The sequence below is a fragment of the Segatella copri genome, from assembly GCF_019249655.2.
Lineage (GTDB): Bacteria > Bacteroidota > Bacteroidia > Bacteroidales > Bacteroidaceae > Prevotella.
The window spans coordinates 680,487-706,717 of sequence record NZ_CP137557.1 but is presented as its reverse complement, the minus strand read 5'-3'; the positions used below and the strand labels follow the sequence as shown (position 1 = coordinate 706,717).

General features: G+C 46.1%; 19 protein-coding genes. 2 read left to right on the top strand and 17 right to left on the bottom strand.

Going from position 1 to position 26,231, the window contains the following annotated elements:
- Positions 1 to 19 precede the first annotated feature (19 nt).
- Positions 20 to 994 carry a glycosyltransferase family 2 protein gene (locus KUA49_RS02730; RefSeq protein ID WP_218411917.1) on the top strand — a complete coding sequence of 325 codons (975 nt, stop codon included), beginning with the start codon at positions 20 to 22 and terminating at the stop codon, positions 992 to 994.
- On the opposite strand, the gene KUA49_RS02725 is transcribed toward KUA49_RS02730, so the two are convergent.
- Entirely contained in the window at positions 930 to 2,366 is a 1,437-nt protein-coding gene (locus KUA49_RS02725; RefSeq protein ID WP_218411918.1) for a lipopolysaccharide biosynthesis protein, read from the bottom strand. The genes KUA49_RS02730 and KUA49_RS02725 overlap by 65 nt on opposite strands.
- A gap of 121 nt (positions 2,367 to 2,487) precedes the next feature.
- Between KUA49_RS02725 and KUA49_RS02720 the strand changes: the two genes are divergently transcribed.
- A complete protein-coding gene (locus KUA49_RS02720) occupies positions 2,488 to 3,357 on the top strand; it encodes a LicD family protein (RefSeq protein WP_218411919.1) in 870 nt (289 codons plus the stop codon).
- 189 nt (positions 3,358 to 3,546) lie between these two features.
- Here KUA49_RS02720 and KUA49_RS02715 read toward each other — a convergent pair whose 3' ends face one another.
- The 16 genes from KUA49_RS02715 to KUA49_RS02640 all read right to left on the bottom strand — a co-directional run bounded on the left by KUA49_RS02715 (position 3,547) and on the right by KUA49_RS02640 (position 26,215).
- The gene (locus tag KUA49_RS02715; RefSeq protein WP_218411920.1) at positions 3,547 to 4,632 is read right to left on the bottom strand and encodes an NAD-dependent epimerase/dehydratase family protein; all 1,086 of its coding nucleotides are present in this window, start codon (positions 4,630 to 4,632) and stop codon (positions 3,547 to 3,549) included.
- 71 nt (positions 4,633 to 4,703) lie between these two features.
- Positions 4,704 to 5,420, bottom strand: coding sequence for an IspD/TarI family cytidylyltransferase (locus KUA49_RS02710; RefSeq protein WP_218411921.1), 717 nt, complete (start codon positions 5,418 to 5,420; stop codon positions 4,704 to 4,706).
- Between the two features lie 21 nt (positions 5,421 to 5,441).
- Complete coding sequence (locus KUA49_RS02705; RefSeq protein ID WP_218411922.1) at positions 5,442 to 5,990, bottom strand: serine acetyltransferase; 549 nt, start codon at positions 5,988 to 5,990, stop codon at positions 5,442 to 5,444.
- Positions 5,991 to 6,413: 423 nt separating this feature from the next.
- The gene (locus tag KUA49_RS02700; protein ID WP_218411923.1) at positions 6,414 to 7,190 is read right to left on the bottom strand and encodes a glycosyltransferase family 2 protein; all 777 of its coding nucleotides are present in this window, start codon (positions 7,188 to 7,190) and stop codon (positions 6,414 to 6,416) included.
- Complete coding sequence (locus KUA49_RS02695) at positions 7,187 to 8,455, bottom strand: glycosyltransferase family 4 protein (protein WP_218411924.1); 1,269 nt, start codon at positions 8,453 to 8,455, stop codon at positions 7,187 to 7,189. Before KUA49_RS02695 ends, KUA49_RS02700 begins: the two co-directional genes overlap by 4 nt.
- Positions 8,456 to 9,095: 640 nt before the next feature.
- On the bottom strand, positions 9,096 to 9,575 hold the full coding sequence (gene ispF / locus KUA49_RS02690) for a 2-C-methyl-D-erythritol 2,4-cyclodiphosphate synthase (RefSeq protein ID WP_203041168.1): 480 nt from the start codon (positions 9,573 to 9,575) through the stop codon (positions 9,096 to 9,098).
- A gap of 62 nt (positions 9,576 to 9,637) precedes the next feature.
- Positions 9,638 to 10,825 (bottom strand): type IX secretion system outer membrane channel protein PorV, encoded by a 1,188-nt coding sequence (gene porV, locus KUA49_RS02685; protein ID WP_218411938.1) that lies wholly within the window; start codon positions 10,823 to 10,825, stop codon positions 9,638 to 9,640.
- 69 nt (positions 10,826 to 10,894) lie between these two features.
- A complete protein-coding gene (porU, locus tag KUA49_RS02680) occupies positions 10,895 to 14,461 on the bottom strand; it encodes a type IX secretion system sortase PorU (protein WP_218411925.1) in 3,567 nt (1,188 codons plus the stop codon).
- A 52-nt stretch (positions 14,462 to 14,513) separates the two neighbouring features.
- Positions 14,514 to 15,131 carry a fumarylacetoacetate hydrolase family protein gene (locus KUA49_RS02675; RefSeq protein ID WP_203051217.1) on the bottom strand — a complete coding sequence of 206 codons (618 nt, stop codon included), beginning with the start codon at positions 15,129 to 15,131 and terminating at the stop codon, positions 14,514 to 14,516.
- 122 nt (positions 15,132 to 15,253) lie between these two features.
- The gene (gene tsf / locus KUA49_RS02670) at positions 15,254 to 16,249 is read right to left on the bottom strand and encodes a translation elongation factor Ts (RefSeq protein WP_203051216.1); all 996 of its coding nucleotides are present in this window, start codon (positions 16,247 to 16,249) and stop codon (positions 15,254 to 15,256) included.
- A 108-nt stretch (positions 16,250 to 16,357) separates the two neighbouring features.
- Positions 16,358 to 17,128, bottom strand: coding sequence for a 30S ribosomal protein S2 (rpsB, locus tag KUA49_RS02665; protein WP_203041173.1), 771 nt, complete (start codon positions 17,126 to 17,128; stop codon positions 16,358 to 16,360).
- A gap of 157 nt (positions 17,129 to 17,285) precedes the next feature.
- Entirely contained in the window at positions 17,286 to 17,672 is a 387-nt protein-coding gene (gene rpsI / locus KUA49_RS02660; protein WP_006848006.1) for a 30S ribosomal protein S9, read from the bottom strand.
- Positions 17,673 to 17,683: 11 nt separating this feature from the next.
- Positions 17,684 to 18,145: a 50S ribosomal protein L13 gene (rplM, locus tag KUA49_RS02655; protein ID WP_089544422.1), complete on the bottom strand. Its 462-nt coding sequence runs from the start codon at positions 18,143 to 18,145 to the stop codon at positions 17,684 to 17,686.
- A gap of 352 nt (positions 18,146 to 18,497) precedes the next feature.
- Positions 18,498 to 19,634, bottom strand: coding sequence for a hypothetical protein (locus tag KUA49_RS02650; RefSeq protein WP_318331665.1), 1,137 nt, complete (start codon positions 19,632 to 19,634; stop codon positions 18,498 to 18,500).
- 213 nt (positions 19,635 to 19,847) lie between these two features.
- Positions 19,848 to 22,670, bottom strand: coding sequence for a M6 family metalloprotease domain-containing protein (locus KUA49_RS02645; protein WP_218411927.1), 2,823 nt, complete (start codon positions 22,668 to 22,670; stop codon positions 19,848 to 19,850).
- A 2-nt stretch (positions 22,671 to 22,672) separates the two neighbouring features.
- Positions 22,673 to 26,215 carry a T9SS type A sorting domain-containing protein gene (locus KUA49_RS02640; protein ID WP_218411928.1) on the bottom strand — a complete coding sequence of 1,181 codons (3,543 nt, stop codon included), beginning with the start codon at positions 26,213 to 26,215 and terminating at the stop codon, positions 22,673 to 22,675.
- Positions 26,216 to 26,231: the final 16 nt, after the last annotated feature.

Below are 26,231 nucleotides of genomic sequence, written 5' to 3'. Positions count from 1 at the left end.
ATCTTAGATTAAAACCATCATGCTGAAAGTAAGTATCTTAACCCCTATCTATGGGGTAGAAAAATATATCGAACAGTGCGCCCGTTCACTGTTCGAGCAGTCGTATGCATCTATCGAATACATCTTTGTAGATGACTGTACCCCCGATAAAAGTATCGGTATCCTACAATCGCTTCTCAAAGAATATCCAGAAAGAGCACAACAGGTACGCATCATCCACCACGACAGAAACCGGGGCGTGGGTGCCGCAAGACAGACGGCATTGATGGCGGCTACAGGCGATTACCTTTTATTTGCCGATAGCGATGACATGCTGCCGAAAGATGCTGTAGAGAAACTGACCACAAAAGCCGAAAGCACCCATGCCGACCTGATTGATGGCGGCTACCGGGAATGGTGCGAAGGAAAAGCAGGAAGACTCCAAAAACCTTTTGACGTTTCTGATGAGAAACTACTCAAACTGCTCATTTGCCAGAACATCATCACCAATCGTCTGTGGGGCAGAATCTATAAGCGTTCGCTCATCATGGAGCACAGGATATTCTTTGAAGAGGGCATCAACTATGCAGAAGATCTTTTCTGGAATGCCCAGTTCATGTTTTATGGCAAAAAGGTGAACATCGAAGATGCGGTATATTACTATCGCACCGACAATGAGAATTCCTATAATCACAATATCTCCGAAAAGAATCTCCTGTCATACTTCAAGTCAACCCGCCGACTCATCGATTTTTTCGAGCAGAATGATAAGGAGCATCAGTATCTCAGGGCCACAGAGATAGGCATCGTCAATGCCTACCGCTGGGCGGCAAACGCACAGGTAGCCTTCGAAAAGGTGGATCAGGCACTCGCCTACAAGCCTAAGAGCTGCCTCATCCGCCTTATCATCAAGCTCATCAAAAAAGGCGTACCTGTCAAGAAGGTGAATCTTATTTACCTCGCTTACAGAAGGCTATACACTCTTCTAATATCTGCACCTTCAGCAGTTTCATGATACAGAAGTAGATGGTGGCTGAAACCAGCAGACGAACCAGCAGCAAGAGATAGATGTTCTGCAGGCTGCGGGTCATGAAATAGGTAACTACCATCGTGGCTGCCGCACAGAGCATGAATGGCAGTATATCCTTTGCCACATCCAGGAACCGCAATCCGGCAACACGCTTCAGCATCCACTGCCAGACCAAGAGCCAGGCTATAATAAACAAAGTGTAGGCTATCACCATGGTCTGGATGCCATATTGATGACAAAACAATACCAAGGCGAGCAAACCCACTACCTGACCGATGTTGCACCACATATACACATCAGAACGCCCCTTGCTGATAGCCAGGTTCTGATAGAGCGTATAAATCGGCATAAAGGCACCGCTCACACAAAGAATCTGCAACAGCGGCACGCTGGCTATCCATTTCTCATGAATCGTAATCAAGATGAATTCACGTGATACCAGGGTCAAGCCAAACATCAATGGGAAAGAAAGGAACGCCGTGAAACGGAGCATCTTTCTAAACACCATCAATTCGCGGTTCTTATCGTCCTGGATAGAAGCCAAGACGGGTTGCGCTATCTGTCCCACCGTATTGGCAACAAACGAATTAGCCTTGGTATCCCAGTTATAAGCCTGGCTATAGTTACCCACATCATTAATCGGATAAAATCGGCCAAACACAAAGGTCAAGACATTGTTGCTCACCGTATTGATGATATTGGTTACCAGAAGTTTCACGCTGAATCCAAACATTTTCCTCACGGGTCCGAAATCGATATGAAAGTTCGGGCGCCATCCCGTATAATAATATCTTCCGATATTCAACACGAGGATGAAGATAACCTGCTGCCAGGCAAGACTCCAGTAAGCCATCCCGTTGAATGCCAGCACCAATCCCACGACATTCGAACTAATCAAAGCCATGAAATTAACAATGGTTATCTCCTTGTTCATCATGTTCTTCATCATATACCCGTTTTGGGCGATACCAAACGAAGAGATGAAGAAACTCAGAAACACGAAGCGCGACAAGGAGGTGAGACAAGGCTGATGGAAGAAATCAGCTATCAGCGGCGCACAGAAAAAGAGCACCACATACATGGTAAGACTCACCAGGACATTAAACCAGAACACCGAATTATAATCGTTGTCGGTGGGTTTCCTGATATTCACCAATGCCTGGGTAAAACCGCTACTCTGCAGATTGCCCGCAATCAGGGTGAAAATGGTGAGGATGCCGATAATACCATAATCGGCTGGCGACAACAAGCGCGCCAAGAAGATGCCAAAGAGGATATTGAGAACCTGGGTGGAGCCACTGTTCATAGCTCCCCAAAACAATCCCTTGGCGGTTTTTTCCTTTAATGATTCTGCCATCGTTTCTATCTGATAAATATGGAATATTACTTGATTTTACTTTTTAAAGTGCAAAAGTAGCATAAATAGTTTGAAGTTCAAAACTTTTTGCTTACTTTTGCAGTCGTAAAACAGAAAAAATATGGATATTAAGAACATCAAGAAGGAATGGAACGCCACAATACTCGATATATTGAAGGCATTCATCGACATCTGCAACAAGTATCACCTCAGATATTACTGTTGTGCCGGCACCGCCATCGGAGCCGCCCGTCACCACGGAATGATTCCCTGGGACGATGACATCGACGTGCTGATGCCACGCCCCGACTACGACCGTCTGCTCGAAATCGCCAAACACGAAGACTTTGGCAAATACGAGGTAGTGACTCCCTACAACAACGAATCGTACCCTCTGTATTTCTCCAAACTCGTGAATCGCGAAACCACTCTTATTGAGGAGAAGGAGCGTCCCTGCATCATCGGTCTTTACGTAGATATCTTCCCTCTTGATGCCACCGACGATGACCTGGAAACGGCGAAGGCTCTGTATCGCAAATACTCAAAGACCATCAACCGTCTGAACGCCGTAACCACTCACAACACCTTCATCGATTACATTTCCCTGCTCCTGCACAAGGAAACCTGGGGCCGGTTTGCCATCAAGACGCTTGCCTTCTTCTGCCGCAGCAAGATGCGCCACCATCTTATCCAGCAGATGGACGAGATGAGTCATCGATATGACTTCGACAAGGCGAAGAACGTACTGGTGAATACGGGTTCCTACCATTACAAGGAGATTTTCCCGAAGGAATGGCTTGGCAAGGGAAAGAAATTTCCATTCGAAGATACCACCGTCTTGCTGCCGGAACAGGCAGATACCTATCTGCGCCACTTCTTTGGCGACTATATGAAGTTCCCACCCGTAGAACAAAGAGTGGAAAAGCACCTGCGCTACTATCTTAACATGGAAAAGAGAGAAACGTGGGACGAGATTAAAAGAAAGCTATAACACAAGAGAGGGTGTGTCATAAGCTTCTTAGGATATAGATAAGGCACGGATTACACGGATTACACGGATTTATAGTGCTAATATAAGTAAAGCGATTATCATCTCTCTTAAAAATCCATGTAATCCGTGTAATCCGTGTAATCCGTGCCTAAAAGCTGTAAAGGACTGACTTTATGATACACCCTCATTTTATTCAGATGTGCTCTTTCCCACATCCTGCAAGGTATGTCCAAAACCTTCTTCCACATCAAAAAGCGGTCTCCAGCCCAAAGCCTTGAGCTTATCCGTATTAAAGGTTGCCTTGGTGATAGGCGTGGTATTGCCCTGCTGCGCATCCTCCTCAGGAATATCAAACACCACCTTCCTATTCGCTTTCCTGGCTATCAGCTCTGCCAATTGGCGGATGGAGATATTTGATTCAGAATGCGCCACATTATAGGCATTGCCCCTTTCACCATCCAGCAAGAGGCGCAGGATGGCATGGGCAGCATCCACCACATAGAGCCATGACCGGAAAGCCTCTCCCTTACTCTTCAGAACGATATCCTCACCCTTCAGGACATTGCGGATAAACTGGGCATATACCCTATTATCGCTCTCGGTAAAGCCTGGACCATAAGTATGACTCAATCTGGCTATCACCACATCGGCATCATACTCTGCTCCGTATGCCATGCAAAGCGTCTCTGCAGCTCGCTTAGACGATGGATAGCAGGCACGCACAGAGGCACAATCCACATATCCGCTGCTCTTCTCGGTAAACTCAGAACCATCGCCTTCGCCATAGATCTCGCCGGAAGAAACGTAAACCATGCGCTTCATGCGATGTCTCAATCCATATTCTATGAGATGGGACACACCATTGATATTGGCTTTCATCACCTCTACAGGTTCCCGACTGAAGAAATTAGGACTCGCATTGCTTGCCGCATCTATAATGTAATCCGCTCCCTCAGCCAACTCATCATACACAGATTCCACCATCATTCCATTCATGCTCTTGATGACAGGCTGGGTGACATCTATCTTTGCAAAAAAGAAAGACTCATCTTCCCAATAAGCCGCAAACTTCTGCTGGGCACGTTCCTTATTACGACCAGCAGCAATCACTTTGTAGCATCTGGCTGGATTCTGCATCAGCACATCCACAATGCAACCTCCTACCAATCCCGTGGCACCCACCACAAGAATGGTCTTGTCACGCAAACGCTCCAAGTCTAATCCATCCTGGAAAAGACGGGTTATATCTTTCTGATAAGATGAAAAATCTAACATAAATCTAACAGTTGCCTAACATTTCCAACTTTAATCCATATTCTCATATAAAAGAGAACCATACTCCAACGTTATTTGAGCCAAGACTCCGGCTGAACCTTCATCAAAGCTTTCAGAATTTCCAGATCCTCCACAGTAGTAATCTTGATGTTCTTTTCTGAGCCAGGCACAATATGCATCTGTCTGCCTCCCAGTTCCGCCATCAAGGTACAGGATGCCACCGAATTGGTGATGCCTTTCTCCTTGGCTTCCTCATGGGCTGCGATGAGGTTTCCCAACCGGAAAGTCTGAGGTGTCTGGGTACGGATTAACTTATCACGAGGAATACTTGTATTAGTCGTGAAACCATCCTCACTCTCCAGGATAGCCTCTCTACATTTGATACCCGTAATGGCATAACCGTACTTTTGGCAGATGGCGATATTGGATGAGATGATGTCTTGCGACAAGAGTGGGCGCACGGCATCATGCACCAAAACCAGGTCATCGTCACCACAGCCCATTTTCTTCAAGCCGCAGATACCATTATGGATAGATTCCTGACCATTGCTGCCACCAGGGAATATCCATTTCAGTTTAGTGATGCAAAACTGATTGGCATAGGATTGCAACACGGTTTCCCAGCCCGCCAGACACACCACAGCAATTCCCTGAATATCGGGATGCTTCTGGAAAGCCATCATCGTATGAATGATGATAGGACAATTATCAACATGCATAAACTGTTTTGGGATATCTTGTCCCATACGATTGCCAGAACCTCCGGCTATGATAAGTGCATAGTTCATATCTTATATCTTTAAAATGAATTATTTCTGAATGATTCTTGCAGGATTCCCCACTACAGTTGCTCCATCAGGCACATTCTGGAAGACTACGGCTCCAGCCCCTATCGTTACATGATTACCAATGCGGACAGCACCAAAGACAGTTGCTCCCGTATAGATTTTCACATCATTTCCTATGGTAGGCCTGCCGCCCTTACCATTTCCCAACGTCACCATCTGCAGGCAATAGAAATCATCACCTATGGAGTCGGCATTGAGATAGGTGGCATAACTATGTTCAAAATGTGCTCCTTTTCCAATATGCGGGCACCAGATAGTCATGGTTCGTTCTGGCGGCAACAGCCAACTGATGAATACCGAACGATACTCTCCCAGGCGATAATAGAAGAGATTACGGAAACTTCTTTCACGAGTGCAAGCCTTGATGAAGTTCAGTATCGTTGGCTTTTGGTCCTGCACCTTGAGCAAATCAAGGTCTATCTCCTTCTTGTGAAGCAGATACATGGCTATGTGTGGGATCATTCTCACCGCAGAAGCCGATAATATGATAGTTTGTGCTATTGGATTCATGTTGCAAAGATACAATAAAATATAGAAACCATCATGCTTTTCACAGAAATTATTACTTAAGTAATCCTAAAACAATAAAAAAGCGCCAGTCTCCCGACTGACGCTTCCTTAATTTATCAAATATCGCTTACCAGATGTTACTCTCACCTGAAAAGCCTATTCCTATTAAATTTAAAAACTAAAGTTATTTACAATTGTCTAAAACATGAATATGAAAGTTATTTTTTATTTGAGTAATACTGTTTTATACGAATCAATTATTCCTGCCATCAAGTACAAGCCCAATGCAAGAGTTATCTTTTCAAGTGCAAAGATAGGAGAAAAAATCGCAATATAGGGGTAAAATCTGTTTTTTAGAGGGTAATAATTGTTCACCACCCATATTTAAACAGCAAAAATAACCCCCATAGTAAATTTATCCACCTATTTTTTGAATATACCTCGCACCACGAACCAGGCATGAACCACCAAGGTGGTGATAATGCCATAATTATTCCTCATCACCACGAAGCGTTCCTTGAGCGAAGCCTTATGATTCTGTATCGACATCCCCCCATCCAGATAGTTGGTGATGACGGCATTGACATTGCGTAAAGGCAGATGGCGACGTTCTGCCTCTTTCATGATGCGGATACACCAATCCACATCAGCCGAAAGCCGATAGTGTAAATCATAATGCACCTCTCGGGCAATATCGGTACGGGCATAGAACGACTGATGGCACACCAGCATTCCCCATTTAAACGAACGCCAGGTCAACTTCTTGGGAGGAGTGAGACGACGATGGCGTAGGAAGCACCCCTCATCATTCACAATATCGGTATCACCATAAAGCACACCAGGCAAGATTTCTCCTTCGCCTACGCAGCCTTCTACATACTCCAAGGTGTCTTCCGAAGGAAACACGTCGCCCGCATTCAGAAACACGAGATAGTCACCCGTGGCTCTATCAATGCCCTTATTCATGGCATCATAGAGACCTTTGTCGGGTTCTGAATAGACAACAATCTCATGGGCATTCTCCCCCACTTGCGCCTTATGCTGATATGCCTTGACCATTGCCAGCGTCTTATCCTTAGACACGCCATCGATAATCAGATGCTCCACATTGCAATAAGTCTGCTTATTGACGCTATCCAATGTACGCTGCAATACACTTTCGGCATTAAACGTACAGGTAACTACGGTGAATTTTATCATAGATGATAGTTTTTGTAGGCCAATGCCTGATTATACACCTCTATATATCTAAGTGCCACTGAATGCTGCGAGTAGCATTGGGTCACCTTATGCAGGCAAGCCTGCTGCAAGTTCTTCATATCGGCTTCTTCCAATACCCAATGAATGCCCTCTGCCAAATCATCAGAATCCCGATAGTTGGCCACATAGCCGGTCTTCTGATGGTCTATCATCTCAGGGATACCACCCACCTTAAAGCCCACACTAGGCACACCACATGCCATAGACTCCATGATGGTGTTTGGCAAATTATCCTCCAGAGAAGGCAGAACAAAGACATCAACGGAATTATAGATATTCACAATTTGCTTCACATCGCTCACATAGCCCAGGGAATAAGAAGGCAAAGACAATTCTATCTCCTCGGAATGCCCTCCCAAGATGGCAATAGCCGTATGCTTCACCATATCCGGATATTTCTTCACCAACCTGTCTATCGCCTCTACGAAATACTTCATTCCCTTTCGCTCATCCGTTACACGCTGAGAAACAAAGAGAATGATACGCTTGTCGGCAGGCAATCCGGCACGCAAGCGTGCTTCAGCCTTGTCTTGCGGACAGAACACATGTGTATCAATCGGATTCGGAATATTAGTAATGCGCTGACCTACGAAGAGCGCACTCTTCTTGGCCTGTTGCTCCAGCCATCTGCTGCAACTTACGAAATGAATGTTGGCACCATGATACAGTTCCTTCTTGCGCCCGAATATCTTGGCAGAAACGTCGTTCTTGCTTCCCTTATGAGGCAAGAGCGGGCAACTTCCACAGGATGAGGCATAGCGGTTGCATCCACGGGCATAATGACAGATGCCCGTAGCAGCCCAAAGGTCGTGCATAGTCCACACCACCGGTTTTCCACTCTTCAAGATCTTCCGGATGCTTTTCAATGAGAGCATACCCTGGTTGATCCAAGAAAGATGGATGACATCTGCTTCCTGAAACTCACGAAGCTTGGTAATATCCGATCCTGCCGTTGCCATATCTACTTCCCAAAGATGATGCTTCGAGAAATGAAGATGCCAGAATACGCACCAACGCTCCCACAGGAAGTTCCAGCGCAACTTGGAGGAACGGGGCAAACTGACAACGGTTATGTCATCAGTCTCCTTATCACGCACCAGCATCTTAGCCTTAACACCATTGTTGTTAAGGGCATCCATCAGGCGATTGGCAGCTACAGCCGCACCGCCTGTCTTCTCACTTGTATTTACTATAAGTACTCTCATCTTCTTATAATAGCTTTTATTTATAGCTTTCAGTTGCAAAGATAACGAAAAAAAATGTGCTAACAAAAGAAATGAAGGCTTTTCTTTCAAGATTCGCCTCAAAAAGTGGGATGACAGTCAATAAGACTAGTAATAAAACCTTTTATCACTAATAGAAAAAGTTATGTTCCTTAGAAGAAAGTTATGTTCAAAGCTTTTGAACTTAAGTTCAAAGCCTTTGAACATACGTTCAAAAGCTTTGAATATACATTCAAAGGTTATGAACAAAGATTGAGATAAGCCTCAAGCAAAAAGGTGATGAACCAAGATTGAGATAAGCCTCAAGCAAAAAGAAACATGCCACAACTCTCAACGAGCTGTGGCATGCACTTATGTTTAACTTAAAAAAATCTAATCAAAATAGTCTCACGACCTTCTCAATTATCTGTTAAACAATCTACCTTAAAACCTAATAACTAAAAACCTAAATCTATTACTACTAACCTAAACAATCTATTAACCTTTTGACGGTGCAAAGATACGATGATTTTTTCTATTTACCAAATGTTTCATCAAAAAAATGCTTCCTTTTTGAATATTTTTTGATTTGCATCAAAGGAATTGCTATAAATCAATAGTTCTTAACACCTTTTGAGTGTAATTATGCCCTTTGTATCAACACGGTAGCATAAGCAGAGATTCCTTCCATTCTTCCCGTAAAGCCGAGCTTTTCGGTGGTTGTTGCCTTAATGGAAATCTGATCCTCATCCACTCCCATCACTTCTGCCAGACAAGCCTTCATGGCTGGCACATGAGGATTGAGTTTTGGGCGTTCGGCGCAGACTGTGGCATCGATATTGCCCAAGGAATATCCCTTGGTAGCAATCAGGTCCATAGTCTTCTTGAGCAATATCTTGGAATCCACATTCAGCGTCTCTGCTGCCGTATCAGGGAAGTGATAACCGATGTCGCGCATATTGGCAGCACCCAAAAGTGCATCGCAAATGGCATGTATCAATACATCAGCATCGCTATGACCCAGCAATCCCAACTCATAGTCTATCTTGATTCCTCCGAGCCACAAATCGCGGTTCTCCACCAGTTTGTGGACATCATATCCAAATCCTACACGTATATCCATATTATATTTCTCCAAAATCTATAAATTATCAACTATAAACTATTAACTATCAACTTAAAGAACTATCTCTTAAAAAGGTCCTTCAAACCATCCATATCGAATGAAAGAGTGAAGCGCAAGGTCTGGTCCAATGGGTTACTCTTGGCAGTAGCCACCACATAGGCAGCATCCAGCGAGAAGACGTTCATCTTGAAACCGGCACCCACGGTGAAGTACTTACGGTTACCCTTGCTCTGGCTCTCATGGTGATAACCGGCACGAAGCGCAAACTTATCGTTATAGATATATTCAGCACCTAAACCATAGTTGATTTCCTCCAGCTCCTCCTTGAAACCGCCAGGAGCATCGCTGAAACTCTTGAAGATACCGCTGATACCCGAAATATCATTATACTCACGGTGCACACGCTCATCATATTCCAAGTTATCCTCTCCCTCTTTCTGAGCAGGAACGGTAGGAACCAGATACTTATTGGCATCGGCAGAGATCGTGAAACGGTTGTACTCGTCAATAGGAATCATCAGGGATGCACCCAGACGCATGTTGGTTGGCAGGAACTCACCATACTCTTTACCGCTGAAAGTAATCTTACTACCGATGTTAGAGATATTCAAACCCACACCCAACTGGCACTCACGTGGTCCGATATTGATATAGTTCTGATAATAAGCAGCAATATCGGCAGCAAAGGCTGAAGCTGGAGAGTTCTCCTCCTTATAGTCGAAACGCAAGTCGGAATAAATCCAGCGGATAGCTGCAGCCAGAGAGAACTTCTCGCTCAGCATCATAGAGTAAGCCACATCCAGCGACATCTCGTATGGGTTGACGGTCTCGGCATTGGAGTTCACAGTAGGATCACTGGTATATACCTCACCCATGTTGAAATAGCGGAGAGAGGCTGACACGGCACTATAGTCTCCGATGCGATAGTAACCCGACAGATAAGCCAGGTTCATATCGTTGACCAAGGAGCGCAGCCATGGGGTAAAGTTCAAAGCCACTCCTGCCCTTGAAATCGTAAACGGATACTTGGCTGGGTTCCAGTACTGCGAATTCACATCCGGATCGGTAGCCGCACCCACATCTCCCAAACCGCCACCACGGGCATCAGGAGCTATGGTCTGCGAAATCACCGCATAGTTCACCGGATTGAAAAGAGACTCTTTCGTATCGTCATCTTTCGCACTTGCATTCAATGCGAACACAGAGAGCAAGCTTATGGCGAATATCTTGATTGTTCTTCTATTCATCATTTCTTATATTATTTATTGTTTCATTATTCTTTCTTATTATTCAAGCACTTACCTCATCTGGAAAGCTTATCTCACAACTATCAGTTTTCTTGTCTTCGAAGTGTAACTGCTTCCTTCAGAAGCCACCTTCACCCGATACAGATAAACACCCGTACCCAATGGTCGTCCGCCATCTACCGACAGGTTCCATCTCATTGTATAGGTATCAGATGTAGGGATTCCACTCTCAGCATGACGCCAGAGCTGTCTGCCTGATGTATCAAAGAGTTCGATAACCACATCCATGTTGCTCTCCCTTCTATCATGCGATACGATGAAGGTGGTAGAGGTCTTTGCCGGATTCTCTGTCACACCAATATCGAAGAGCGACGGACGCAAGCCTGACACCACATTGAAGTTGAGCGTTGTGGCAGAACTGTTGTTCTGGATGTCCCAAGCTCTGAAGGTAAGCTGATGCTTGCCTGGTGCCAACTCAGGAATACTATAATAGGTAGAACCACTGGTATAGGTACCGAAATCGTAGGTGAAATGATCATTAAGATTGTAAGTCTTGGTCATATCACCATCAATCACCAACTGCAAATCGTGACCGATACCACTTCCTGCAGCATTGATGCCATCCCTATCCGAAAGCTTAGCCACAAAGAATGGAGTGGTATTCACATCGCCTCCATCCACAAATGATGGCGAGTTAAGATAACAGTAGATAGATGGACCGATGGAATCGTTTCTTGATTCTACGCTACCCCCCACCGTAAACTTTTCACTGGTTCCATGAGCTCTCATCGTCTTATCATTGCTGATGGAATAAAGGTTCAGCAATCCCGTAGCATCCGAATAGTTGATATCCTTTGGAACGGCAAAGCTGAAAGAGAACTTTCCGTTTGATACGCTGTCAGAGCCCTGATAGAGCGTTTTCTGGCGATCATAGAACTGGAAGGCTTCCTCTGCTTCTTTGGTGTCATTCAGCTTACAGGTAATGAGTTCTCTGGAATCTCTCACCGTAGCAGTAACCACGCCCTGATAGTCAGTCTTTCCTTCAATATGTCCGGCAATCCTGGCTATCGATCCAGCCTTCAATTTCGGCATCGTATCAGTACGTTCGCAAGCAATGCCATTGATAGAATCGAGCACCACCTTCATGGTAGGGAAATTCAACGACAAGGCAGGATCACCCAGCAAAGAATATTGCAGATGGTTTTGCGTGCGATCACTCTCACCTTCTTTCGCTGCTCCGGTCATCACATCATTCTGTGCCAACCGGTGGGCTTCGCCAATAGTGATAGGCTTGCCATTCACCGTGCTCAACACACGGCGCATGAATGCACGGTTAATATATTTGTTCTCCTGGGCAAACACGGTACGTGTGGTACCATAGAAAGCCACAGCTCCTCCATTTGCATTCAGCAAGGCGGTCTCGCCAACCGTAGAAACCACGCCATCGAATGGCATAATGTCGCAGGAAGCCGTTACCCACAAAGGCAAGTTAGCATTACGGAAGTTTTCAAAATCCGTTATCGAGAGCACTGCTTCATGCGATATCTGCGTCTGACTTCCGTGTCCGGCATAATCCATAATCAGGGCACCCGCGTTTTGCTGCTGCTTGATGATTCTAGTCACCTCCGGATAGGTATTACCCGTAGAAGAGGTCTCTCGGGTATAAGCGTCCCACATCACCTTCTTTACCAGATAGTCAGGATAAAGCGTAGCCACATCATCAGCCACTTCATTCGCATCCTTCATGTGGAGGTTGTCGTTACCGTCGTCACCCATGAACATCAGGGTGTTCTGCCAGGCACCTGCATTTTCGTTCTTCATATAGTTGATGGTCTTATCAACCATAATCTTGGCTTCTTCGGCTGTAGTCACAGGGAATCTTCCCACGGCAATATCCTGCAACTCCGTTTTAGGATCTCCGCCTTTTCCTTCGCCGATGATACCCAGCCAACTATCGCTTACATAACAGTATACCTCACTGAATGAGTCTTCACTCTCATGACAGAGCAGATAGTCGTCAGGATTCAGTTTGCGGCAATCGGATGTAAGCATTCTATTATCCCACACGCAATCTCCGAAAAGCAAGAGATATTTCGGCATATCTTCTGCCTTGGTTGCCTTATCGGTCAACATACGCAGATAGCGGCGATAGGCATTGGCATCTGGGGTTCCACTGGAGAATTCATTATACAGTTCATCAGCAGGAACAATGTTCACACGGAGACTATCATGGCTTTCGTGGAATTCCTTCAGTCTCTGAGCCTGCTTCAACAGTTTCTGAGATGTAGGAATGATGATGACCATATCAGCCGAAGGATCTGCATGATGATCCTGGTTGGTGATGCCATAAACATACTGGGCAGCAGGCACCTGCTTTCCAAATCCTATAAATGGCATTTCGGCTTTCCAACTAACGGAAACATAATCCAAGCGCACAGGACCTCCCGTCAGCGGCTTGATGGAAATCGTATCTTTCTCCTTTATATCGGAAAAGATATAAACAGCACTTTTCACCACACCCTTGGAATAAGAACCTCCCGAACTGTTGATAGGGAGTTTCAGGGTCAGCGTCTCCAAAGCGGTTCCATTCCTGAGAATTGAAACCGTACTGTTGATACCTGAGCTTACTGCCACTGTCACCTTTCCACCCGGATTTCCCGTTTTATTGGTAATCACCACATTCTGGCTTTCTCCCACTTTCACGGCAGTTGGGTTGAAGAGATTCCTTCCTCCCGGGAACCAGCTGTAGCCATCCACCTCATAAAGCGAGTGATAATGTTCACTCTTTGGATAGTTGGCCTGCACAAAGGCAGCCGAATCTATCAAGGTAGGAGCTTCATCAGTCTGGGTAATGAAATAATAGCCATAATCAGAATATGGATTTCTAACACGAAGGTCGTTTTTCCAGCTCACAGGCCCACGTGCATAGAAATAATGCTTTCCATCCACCACACACTGTTCTACTTCCTTCAAGTCATCGGTCTCCTTGATATCGTTCGCATAAAGGGCCTCATTTTGCAGATTACCGCCATAGCCATAGATTTTCACCTTATTGATATCGGTAAAGCCAGCTCTACGCACCACATCCGTAGTCAGCTGATGCACACCTGTTTCACTCACTCTAATCTTAGCCCATTTCCCGCTTGCCAACACCGAGTGTGCTGCATAGATGGAATTAGCAGCATTACCTGCACGACTCTGCAGGCGAGCCTTGAGTTGGGCACGCTTCAAGGGGCGGGCTTTCACGTCCAGCATGAAGCTCGCCAAAACCTGATAACGATTGTTTCGGAATACCAAAGGAGAGAAAGCAACAACCAGCAAACCCTCTTTACGGCATTCAGTAACTTGCTGGTTGATAGCCACCTGCTCAGGGAGCGCAGCTCCCGAGAGGCGGTTATAGTTTACAATATCGGTAGCCGGCATATCCACATACTCCGGATATTTCACCTCTACCGTATAAATAGAGTCTTGATAAGCTCCTTGCAGGGGGAAGGAATACACAAATTGAGGCAACACCGAATCTACCTTCACTTCTTGCGAGGTGAGGTTAAAGAATTTCTGTGCCGAAGCAGGCATTGCCATCGCCATGAGGCACAACCATAGTCCGAAGATTTTCAAAATCTTATTTCTGTTCATATATTCCTAAGCAAGGATTTTAGATCCATCCCATAAAGGGACTTCAATTCGATTATTTACAATGAAAGTCGAGCACCTTTCTATCTTCCAGATAGCCCTCCAGGTGGTCGTCAATCTTCACAGGGCCACAGCCTGTGGGACAACCCGTATAGAGCAGGTCTCCCGTCTTCAGCGTGAAGTACTGACTGATGTACGAGATAATCTCATCCACCTTGTAGAGCATATCGCTCGAACAGCCTTCCTGCACATTCTCACCATTGATGTTGAGATGGAAATGGATGGCCTGGATGTCGCGGAACTTCTGGATATCTACCCATTCGCCGATGGCGGCAGATCCGTCAAATCCCTTGGCAAGTTCCCATGGCTGTCCAGCTTCTCTCAGTTTCTTCTGCATCTCGCGTGCCGTAAAGTCGATGCCCACGGTCACTGCGTCATAGTAGCGATGGGCAAAGCGTTGTGGAATGGTCTTGCCCAACTTGCAGATGCGCACCACCAGTTCGGTCTCATACTCTATTCTTCCCAGATGATCCGGGATGAAGAAAGGCTTGCCGTTGTTGAGCAACGCCGAATCGGCCTTGGTAAAAATAACAGGACGCTCTGGTTTAGATAACGTTCCATGCAGCGATTTATTGTGTTCGGTATAGTTCATACCGATAGCAAATATCTTCATAACCCCAAAAATATATATAAAAAAGAAATGGGAGTTAGAAGCAAAGCTAAGCTTTAACTCCATAACTCCCGGATATTCTAATTTAACTATAAGTCAAATTAATGCTTGCTTTTGAGTAATGATTACTCAGCAGCAAGAGTAAAGCGCTGGTAAGCAACGATCTTGAGATCCTTGCTCTGAGAAGCGAGATACTGAGCAACAGTCTGCTTGTCGCCATCACCGAACTGGAACTCCTGGTCAACGAGGCAGTTCTCCTTGAAGAACTTAGCCAGACGACCATTAGCGATGTTCTGGATCATAGTTGGGTTCAAAGAAGCAGCCTTCTCCTCACCTACAGTCTTCTTGATGTTGCGAGCCTCCTCAGCCTGCTCAGGAGTCAACCAACCCTTCTTGGTGTTGCTCTCGATGTGATCCTCAGAGTCAACGTGAGCTGGGTTGATGCCAGCCTTCTTCAAAGCAGCGTTAACTGCCTTCTCTACGAGCTCCTCCTTAGTCTTGGCAACAGCAACCTCGAGCTCTGTCTTCTTTGTCTCCTCAGAAACAGAAGACTCGTCGAGAGCTACAGGGCGCATAGCAGCTACCTGCATAGCTACCTTGTGACCAGCCTCCTCGTTGTTCTCGTTGAGCTGAACCATAGTACACAAAGTGTGCTTGTTCATGTGGTCGTAAACCTCGATGTTATCACCCTCAAGAACGCAGTAGCCGTCGAGCTCCATCTTCTCGCCAGTGATACCAGAGCGCTGTGTAACAGCAGCCTGAGCATCAGACTCGCCAACCTTCAAAGCCTTCACCTCGTCGAGGGTATGAGCCTTGGCAGCGATAGCAGCGTCGAGGATGTCAGATGTCAACTTGATGAAGTCAGCACCGTTAGCTACGAAGTCAGTCTCACACTTCAGAGCGATGATAGCAGCGAAATCGTTAACCTTCTTAACGAGAACGCAACCGTTAGAAGTCTCACGGTCAGAACGTTTAGCAGCGATAGCGAGACCACGCTCACGGAGCAACTCCTTTGCCTTATCGAAATCACCTTCAGCCTCTGTGAGTGCCTTCTTAACGTCAGCAAGACCAGCACCAGTCATAGCGCGAAGTTTCTTGATATCTTCAATTGAAACAGCCATAATATTTTTCTAATATTAAAAGTTAATAATAATCTTTGGTTTAAAAGTACTAAAGCCATCGAATCATAAAACAGAATCAATGGCTCCAGTATATTTTTGTTTGCCTAATTACTCAGCCTCGTCCTTGCGAGCAGCCTTCTTCTTAGGCTGATCCTTCTGCTCTGCAGCAGCCTTGTCGTCAGCCTTCTCAGCCTTACGCTCCTCAAGACCCTCAGCGATAGCACCGCAAACTGCAGCGAGGATAGCCTCTACTGAGTCCTTAGCGTCATCGTTAGCTGGGATAACGTAGTCGATATTCTTTGGATCTGAGTTAGTATCAACGATACCGAACACAGGGATACCAAGACGGTTAGCCTCCTTAACGGCGATGTGCTCCTTCATTACGTCAACAACGAAGAGTGCGCTTGGGAGACGAGTCAAGTCTGCGATAGAACCAAGGTTCTTCTCCAACTTAGCACGCTGGCGGCTGATCTGCAGCAACTCACGCTTTGAGAGGTTAGAGAATGTACCATCGTTCAACAGCTTGTCGATGTTTGTCATTTTCTTAACTGCCTTACGGATTGTAGGGAAGTTGGTAAGCATACCACCAGCCCAACGCTCGTTTACGTATGGCATATTGATAGAAGCTGCCTTCTCGGCAACTGTATCCTTAGCTTGTTTTTTAGTAGCGACAAACAGGATCTTCTTACCTGTCTTGGCGATTTCCTTGAGGGCCTCAGCAGCCTCGTCAACCTTAGCAACAGTCTTGTTGAGGTCGATAATATGAATACCGTTACGCTCCATGAAGATGTAAGGAGCCATTGCTGGGTTCCACTTGCGACGGAGGTGTCCGAAGTGGCAACCTGCCTGAAGTAACTGGTCAAAATTTGTTCTTGACATTGTCTTTTCTTGTTTAAATGTTGTTTACTTTCTTTTTGAATTCTAATCTAGAATCAGTCGATGAGTAGTCCCCGATTAATGGAATCTCACCGATTTAGATACTAAACTTGTTAGTTCAGCTATATATAATCTGTATATATATAAAATATGTATAAGATTAACGCTTGCTGAACTGGAAGCGACGACGAGCCTTTGGCTGACCTGGCTTCTTACGCTCAACAGCACGTGAGTCACGTGTCATGAAGCCTGCATCCTTCAAAGCCTTCTTATCGTTAGCGTCGATTTTAACGAGTGCGCGAGCGATAGCGAGGCGGAGAGCCTGGCTCTGACCTGTGAAACCACCACCATCGAGGTTTGCCTTAATATCATACTTACCCTCAGCCTCGAGCAACTGCAATGGCTGCTTTACTACATAGCGAAGGATTGCTGATGGGAAATATGTCTCAATATCTTTCTTGTTAATTGTGATCTTACCTGTACCCTCTGTGAGGTATACACGAGCTACAGCGCTCTTACGGCGACCAATTGCATTAATTACTTCCATTCTACCTTAAATTATTTATACTGGTTAATATCAATTGCCTTTGGCTGCTGAGCCTCATGCTTGTGCTCTGTGCCATCGTAAATGAAGAGGTTGTCCATCAAAGAGCGACCGAGAGGGCCCTTTGGCAACATACCCTTAACTGCGTGACGGAGGATCTTGTCCATACCATCAGGACGCTTGCGCAACTCAGCTGGAGTATTGAAGCGCTGACCACCAGGGTAACCAGTGTAACGTGTGTAAACCTTATCAGTCTCCTTCTTGCCAGAGAATACAGCCTTAGCTGCGTTGATAATGATTACGTTGTCACCACAATCTACGTGTGGAGTGAAAGTTGGCTTGTACTTACCACGAAGCAACTTAGCAACCTTTGAGCAAAGGCGACCAACTACCTGGTCTGTTGCGTCGATTACAACCCACTCTTTCTTAGCTGTCTCCTTATTAACAGAGATAGTCTTGAAACTTAATGTGTCCATTTTAAAATTTAAATTTACTACTAAAAAACGTTTTTAATCTTTTTCTTACTCACTTATGTTTCGGATAGGTGATTCTCTAACCGCAAATCCCGGCCACAGGATGTGCTATTAACACACCATACCCAGGGGACTCTAAGTGTATCCCCGAAATAATCGGACTGCAAAATTACACATTTTTATTTGATTATGTGAATGTTACGAGTCCTGCACCCCATCTTTTATGAATCTTTAACTCAATTTACGCTTTATTACTCATGATAAGCAATAAAAAAGCCCCCTCAGCACTTTTGCCGAGGGAGCTTATCTAAAGCTTATTCTAAACCCATTTTTCAGGGATAACGAGAAATCTGAATTACTTCAAAACCACCTTCTTGCCATTGATGATGACAAGACCCTTGGCTGACTTGCTTACACGCTTGCCATCAAGAGAATAAACATTGCCTGCCTTAGTAGCCTTGTTGACAGTGATGTCGCTGATGCCGGTTGCAACCTTCTCAGCCTCTTTAGCCTCATCTACAATCTTCTGAGCCTCAGCCAGGATAGCGTCAATTCTAGCCAACATCGCGTTGAACTGCTCCTGAGTCAAGTCTTCCTGATAAAGCTTCATGAACATCTGGCTCATCTCTACATTGAGGTCATCCAGCTTGGTTAAGTACTCATCCTTTACTGTTGGACACTCTGAGTCAAGGGTAGAGATGTATTCATCCATCTTCTGAGAAGCTGGATAATACTTTGCGTTAAACTGAGCCATCCACTCATCCTTCTGTGCCTGAGCATACAAGTCGGAGATATTCACCTTGAAATAACCAAAGCTCTCTACAAAACCATCAATCTTGCTTTCTGTATAAGGAGCCGTAGGATCGGCTGGTGCCTGAGCAAACTCAGCAGCAAGGTTCTTCCAATACTCTGCAGATTCATTTACCGCAGAAAGGTCATACTCAGGGAAATCCTTCTTTATCTTTGCTATTTCAGCATCCAATGAAGCGAGCGTTGCAGTGATGTCATCCAGCAAAGTGCTGGCTTTCTTTGATGCAGCCAAGAGGGTATCAGCCTTTGCACTGATAGCATCAAACTGATTACACATCTCCTTAGCCTTTTCTGCAGACTCGATAGGACCACCCATCATGACAGGCATGTAAACCTGCATCATCTCGGCATCCAGGTCATCGAAAGAAGGCGCATAATAATTCTGCACGTTCTCAGGAACCTTTCCCAAACATTCAGACTTATGCATAGAAGCATTCTGATAATGAGTATTCACCTGGAAAGAATAAACCTCCTGCTCTGCATTCTTCACTGCATCCTTGAGACCTTCTGCCATCTCTGCTACTTGAGCCTGATAGCTTTCAACCTCTGCAGCAGTAAGAGTCCCTGCAGCAAACTTATCCTTCACTTCAGCAGCCATATCAGAAAGACTGCTCTTATTAAATTCCAACGAGCCCTTTGTATCTTCTGCATCCGCATACTTCTCGTTGATTTCCTTCAACATGGCGTCGATGTTCTGCTGCAAGTCACTGATAGACTTCTGCAGTGCATCATACTGCTCTTGTGTTGCAAGTGTCTGACCCTCTTCTGCAGCTGCGGCAAATGGCTAGGCAGCTGATACTGAAACTGCTGGTGCTGCGCTCAACATGAGCATAGCGGCAAAAAGTAGTTGTTTCTTCATTTTTACTCTCTTTTAAAATGTTAATACTAAAAAATATTATTTTACGATTTTATAAACCTTGTTTCCCTGCTTCACGATATAAATGCCGTGACGTATCTCCTTGGCAGATACCAGGCGACCATTGATATCGTAACATCTCATCTGACTCTTATCAGTGTAGTCAGTAGTGATGGAGCCAATGCCCGTAGAACTTGCTGGTACCACGATGAGTTCCTTTGAATCGTAAGAAAGCTCACCCTCCTTCTTGGCGTTTACTACCAGAGCATAGGCGGATCCTGATTCCAGACCGGAGAATGCGAACTCAGTCTTACCATTGGTAGAAACCTTCTGATAAGCTGCCACAGGCTCGTGCTTCAGGGCATTGCATCCCAAAAGAACATCGTCGATATAGAAGGCACCGGAAGTACGCTGGATGACTTTCAGTCTCACAGAATCAGCCAACTCCGGCAATTCATAGCTGTAAGTATTGCCCGAAGCCATGTCGGTACCACCCTGCAAGGCGGCAATCTGCTTCCATTCTCCATCCTGATAAGCCTCTACTGCCAAGGTTGCCTTGGTTGAAGAAGAAGACTTGGCGAAGAACTTCACAGAAGAGATACGTTCCTTGGCAGATGCCATCTTCAGATAGGAATCCATCTTGTTCAGACGGAGACAAGGCACTTCCTCGCCATACGAAGTCATGCTCAGGTTTCCATTGGTTTCCCAAAGTGATGGCATGCCCTCCAGTTCGTTGCCGAAGTCATAGCCCTTCTGGGTTGCCTCTGAAGCATAAACCAACTTATGCAAGGTCACCACGTAATCGTCTACGGTATCCATACCTGTCCATGAAGCCGTGAAGCCCGTTTCATCCACAGCTGTTGTCTTCACATCCGTCACATAATACTTGCTGAAAGGTATTGCGGTGGTTGTGAACTTCTGGCTGTAGACGTCAGAAGAATAAGAGCCGCGATCAGCCTTCAAGGTCATCTCGTAGGTGGTTTCAGGCTTCAAGCCCTCGATAGGAAGAGAAGACTGCGCCTCGGCATATACCTTATTATTATAGAGCGGAAGAACTTCTTTCTGTCCATCCACCACAGAGTAGACATTCAATACATATCTCTTGGCAACAGGCACATCAGCCCATCCTACCACAACGCTGCTATCCTTCACTTCGGCAATATTCACTTCCGGCGTATTCAGCTTCAGGTCCAGTCCGCCGAGCATAAGATTGATGATGCCATCTTTCTCCTCGATATCATCCAGCGACATCACCTTGCCGCCCGACCAGGAAGTCAAATCGCATTGGGTTACCTTCGAAGTTCCAGGGTACGGATCTCCCGTACGGGTATTGTCGGTGCGCTTGTTATCAGCTTCAACAATATCAATGCGCTGATGAGAGCCCGTGATGTTCACCTCGTTTTTTTCCCAAGTCTTGGCATCAAAATCAATATGCCAGAGCAGCATGCCATGGCCAGGGATAAACTCATCCCATCCCTTCTGCTGGCGATTCTCCATGATGAAGTATTCCTCATCGTTGGTTCCACCCACAGGCACCACGTATGCCTTGTTGCTGTCGTTCAGATCTGGCAGAACATTGAGGGTATCCACTCCGCTGTTCAACACGGTCAGGTCGAGCCATCCCAGGCAGGCACGCTCGTAGGCAGAGAATGCCGCAGGCGTATTGCCATTGTTGTTGTAGGAAGCCCGATCCATGGTATCGAAGGAACCAGGGGTAAAGGTTGCCATGCCATAATATATATCATAATGATCGGCAAGACCGAGCACATGACCGAATTCATGCACGAAGGTACCGATGCCCGCAGGCTGAGGTTTGATGACGGTACCATTGATTTCGTTGCTGCAGGTATAATTGCCCACCTCGATGCCATCCAGCTTCAGCGACTTCTGGGTAGCTCCAGCTTCCTTGGCGATATCAGCATAATAGGCTGAATGTGGCCAGATGGCATTGCCATCACCCGAATCAGCCTCACCCTTTCCGGCATAGAAGAAGTAGATATTGTCGACGAAGCCATCCTGGTTGTGATCATACTGAGAGAAATCCACCAATGGGTCGGCAAGAGTACAAGCCTCTCTCACGAACTCCTCCAGGGCTACCGGATTATCTACAGAAGAACCCTTGTTGGCTCCATAATAAGAATACTTCTTTGGCAATGTTACAGGGCCGATGACATCAAACTGAGGCTGGAATTTGCCATTGGAGCTGTTCACATAGAAATCTCTCGCACTTCCGTTGGCACCATTGCTATAAGTAAAACCCGGTTCATTGAGCATACTGTTGAAGAACTGATGCGCATCGCTACCCACGGTAGAAAACTTCGTATCAGCAAACTGCACCAAGATGACCAATGAGTGAACTTCGCCTGTGGTAGGGAAATTATTTAATTTTTCTTCCTGCGGATTGCTGCTGGAACGGGAGACCAGCGATGAAACCGCTGAGAGCGAGGACGCAGAATTGATGCCGTTTTTTAGAGAAGCATTTCTGCGAGACGAGAAGACTTGCTGCAACTGCTGCTGACGGGCACGCTTGAAAGATTCCAAGATGGCAGACTTGTCCTGGCTTTCGATGAACTTCTTGACCTGAGCACTTCTGTCAGAAGCCTCTGTAGCCTTGATGCCGCTAGCCTGCACCCCACCATTCTTCCAATCGGCATACTCGTAGTTTCGCAGCTGGGCATTGAACACGAGCGGAATGCCGTCGGAACTCATCACATAATGGCCATGCTCATCACCATGCATCTGGATGGTGATCCAGGAGCCATCAGCCTGCTTCACCTTCAATGGTTTCGGATAAGCAGGAATAGCAAAGGTGGCCTGCACAAAGCAGACCACCAATAAACTGAATATGATTAATTTTTTCATACTTACTTGATAACAAACTTGGCTGTAGCCTTATGACCAGCCTTATCAGTTGCCTTTACGATGTAGAGACCAGAGGTCAAACCTGCTGTGCTGAAAGCAGCACCAGAAGTCTTGCCTACGAGCTTGCCGTTTACGCTGTAAACATAGATAGCGTCAGCACCCTCGGCAGAAATCTGAGCGTCAGCTGCCTTGATAACCAAAGCCGCAGCATCCTCTACGTTCTCGATACCGCTTACATAGTTCTTGAGAACTGATACATTGATTGTAGCAGAGAAATCACCGTAGCTAACGGTAACCACACCGACACCCATCTTCGTACCCTTGATAACCAGGTCGATGCTGTTGCCATGAGCCTCACCAAGAGTAGCAGTAGCATTACCAACAGCAGAAACTTCCAGGTCAGACTCCAGGTCTGGGTTCTCCATACCATATACAGAAACCTGAACTACAACAGCTCCCTCATCGGTAGTACCTACAGTTACGTCATCAGAGCTGACAGCGAGAGCCTTTGCAATATTGTTGAAGTAAAGAGTAGGAATCTTGCTTCCGTCCTCCTTCCAAGGCTCAGCGAGTGTGTTTCCGTAAGCATACTGCAAACCTGTGAAGAAGTCCTTGTTCATCTCCTTGGCTGCCTTGTAGGCACCCTCTACGCTGGCAGCATCTGTGCTACCCATATTGTTGGTAGTATAGTTGTTAGAAAGGCGAGTCTCTGTCTTAGGAGTCTCACCCTCAGCATAGTCCTCATCAGCGATAGTTCTACCGGCAATCTGATGAGTAGTAGCAGGGTTGCTTACCTCTTCACCATTTTCGAAAGCCTTGATAGAGCCGTCGAAGACGCAGTTCTTTACAGATCCGGCAGCCTTACCAGACCAGTCACTCTCCATCACACCAAGGATACCACCTGCTGCATATCCGTTCCAGGTAGACTTGTTGGTTGCTACGATATCAGCATGGCTGATAACATTAGAGATATTGTTGAAGTAATTATCACCGATAAAACCACCTACTGTATTCTCTGCAGTCAACTTACCGCGAACCTCGCAGTTGGAGAACGCACACTTATCCTGAACAGAACCGGCAATACCTACGATACCACCCAGATTGCTCTTGGCTGTGGCATTTACATTTGCATAGCATGCATTTACGCCAGAACTTGTACGAGTCTGACCAACGATACCACCCACATTCTCAGAGTTAGGCAAAGAAATCTTGCCCTGGAAAGAACTGTTGGCAATATTGGTATAGAGATTAGCGCAACCTACGAGACCACCCGCAGCTGAAACCATCGCATCCTCGCCAGCAATCTTGGCACCATAAACAGAGATATTATCCACATTGGCACCCTCAGCCTTGCTATCAGTAGAATAGCTGGTCTCACCAGCCAACACACCTATATACTGGTTGGTATTAGTTACATCAACAGTAGGGTTCACAAAATTCAGGTTCTTGGCAACACCATTGATATCGAGTGAGCCAAACAAACCTACATGACCATCTGTAGTCTTGATACCGAGGTTATATACAGTATGACCATCACCATCCAAAGAACCAGTGAAGCTCTTGATAGGAGCCCACCACTGTGCAGCCTTCGCCATATCGATGTCAGCCACCAGCTTGTAGCTCTTGGTTGGCTCCAGAGCCATCTGCTGGAAGTCACCCGTAGTAGAAATCAGGTATGGATCCTCTACAGTACCCTTACCGCCCTCTTCAAACTTGGTGAAAGGAAGGTCGTAGAAGCTCATGTCATACTTGTTGTTCTCAGTATCGCTGAACACAACGAACATCTGGTACTTGCCCAATTCGTTCATCACTGGGAAACCTGCCTGTGAGATAGAATGAGTATCATCACCACGCCATGACTTCAGGACGGTTCCGTCAACCTTGGCAATCTCCAATACGTTGTCGAGCTTGGTACCATCATCGCGGCGCTTCTTGGCAAGGTATACATATTCCATATCATCATCTGTGTTAAAGAGATATGGGTTGAGTGATGTGCTGTTGAGCAATGGAGTGAAGAGCTCAGCCTTTGTACCCAGGTTAAGTCTGTCCACATGATCGATGGTGCAGTCTGGGTTCACCCAAGCGATAGGAGCCAGAACCTCACCAGCCTCGTTACCCTCAGCATTTGCCAAAGCAATGACATACTGATAGCCCTGCGCATTGGCAGAAGTTGGGTAACGGTCGAAGTTAGATGAGATATTGTTACCGTCGATGTTCTGTGGCAACACACCTGCCTTCTCGCAGGAAGGAACATCTACCAGCTGAATCTGCTGGGCAGCACTCTCGCCTGTACCCAGGGTCTGCAGGAACCACATCTGGTCAGACTTGCCATGGATGGTGTTCAGCAAAGCCCACTGGTTGCTTGTCACATTATCGCAGATATCCTTCAACTTACCATGCTCTGAATCGTAAACGGCAAAAGAAGCCAGGTCGGCATCCAGAGAAGGAGTATAGTCGAGAAGCTCTACCACGTAGTTCAATTTGCCGTTGTTGCTAAAGTAGCCCTCAGACAAGTCGTTGTTGCCGAAGAGACCGAAGGCAGCAGAACGGTAAGGAACGCCCTCAGGAGCATTGATGGAAACACGGAGGCTATCCACCTGCTTGTAGTTCTTGTCCAAAGTTTTCAACACCAGGAAGTTGTCTGGATTCTGTGTGATATCCAGGTTACCATCACCTGCATCGGTATCGGTATATGGCTTCTCATACTGTGCCAGAACATAGTAAGGAGTGCCATCCACGTTCATACAGTTGAAGCAGGAACCCTGCAGATAGTTGATTTTGTTGTCGATGTTGAAGCTGAAGGTTTTCTCCACGTACCAATTGTCCTTTCCCAAGGCAGGAGGAGCGATGACATCGATGTTATACAGGCTGTCAGACTCGTGAGTCATAATCAGGCGCTGGTAGCTGTTCCAGCCCTTAGATGCGTCGAATACCAGACCGGTACCCTCCATCTCGAACTTGATTTCACCGGTATTGACATCGTAGGCACGAGTCAGATACTTGTTTTCGCCGTTGAAGGCATCGTGGAACTCCACCAGAATTTCGTTAGACTTCCCGTCCTTATCGAAAAGTTTCTTGGTAACAGGACCGTATGGAGTGATATTTGCCACATGCTTCCATCCTTCAGGAACCTTGACGCTGAAAGAGCCCACTTGCTTGTGGTTGTTATCGAACAGCGTGATTTCTGAAGACTCATGGAAGTGAGCAGTATAATACTCGCTGTATACTGAGTCTCTAGAAACGATGCTCTGGGTGAAATACCAGTTGCCGCCGTCAGAACCGGTAACCCATCCGTAAGCCTCGCCCGATGCCGAATTGGTAGGGGTGTCGCCTATGCGTGAAGGAGCATTGCTGATGTTGGCAAAGCCAGCCTGGCGCATCTGGTAAGCACTGTTGCTGCAATTCACCATACCTGGCACAGAAACCAAGCGATGGATATCAGCATTCTTAAACTTCTTGGCAAACGATGCCTTGCTGGAGGCCATCGCCGCTGTGCCGCTTGCTCCCAGGAGCAAAGAAAGGCAAAGTGTAGATAATAATCTCATGATTACTTATTTTATT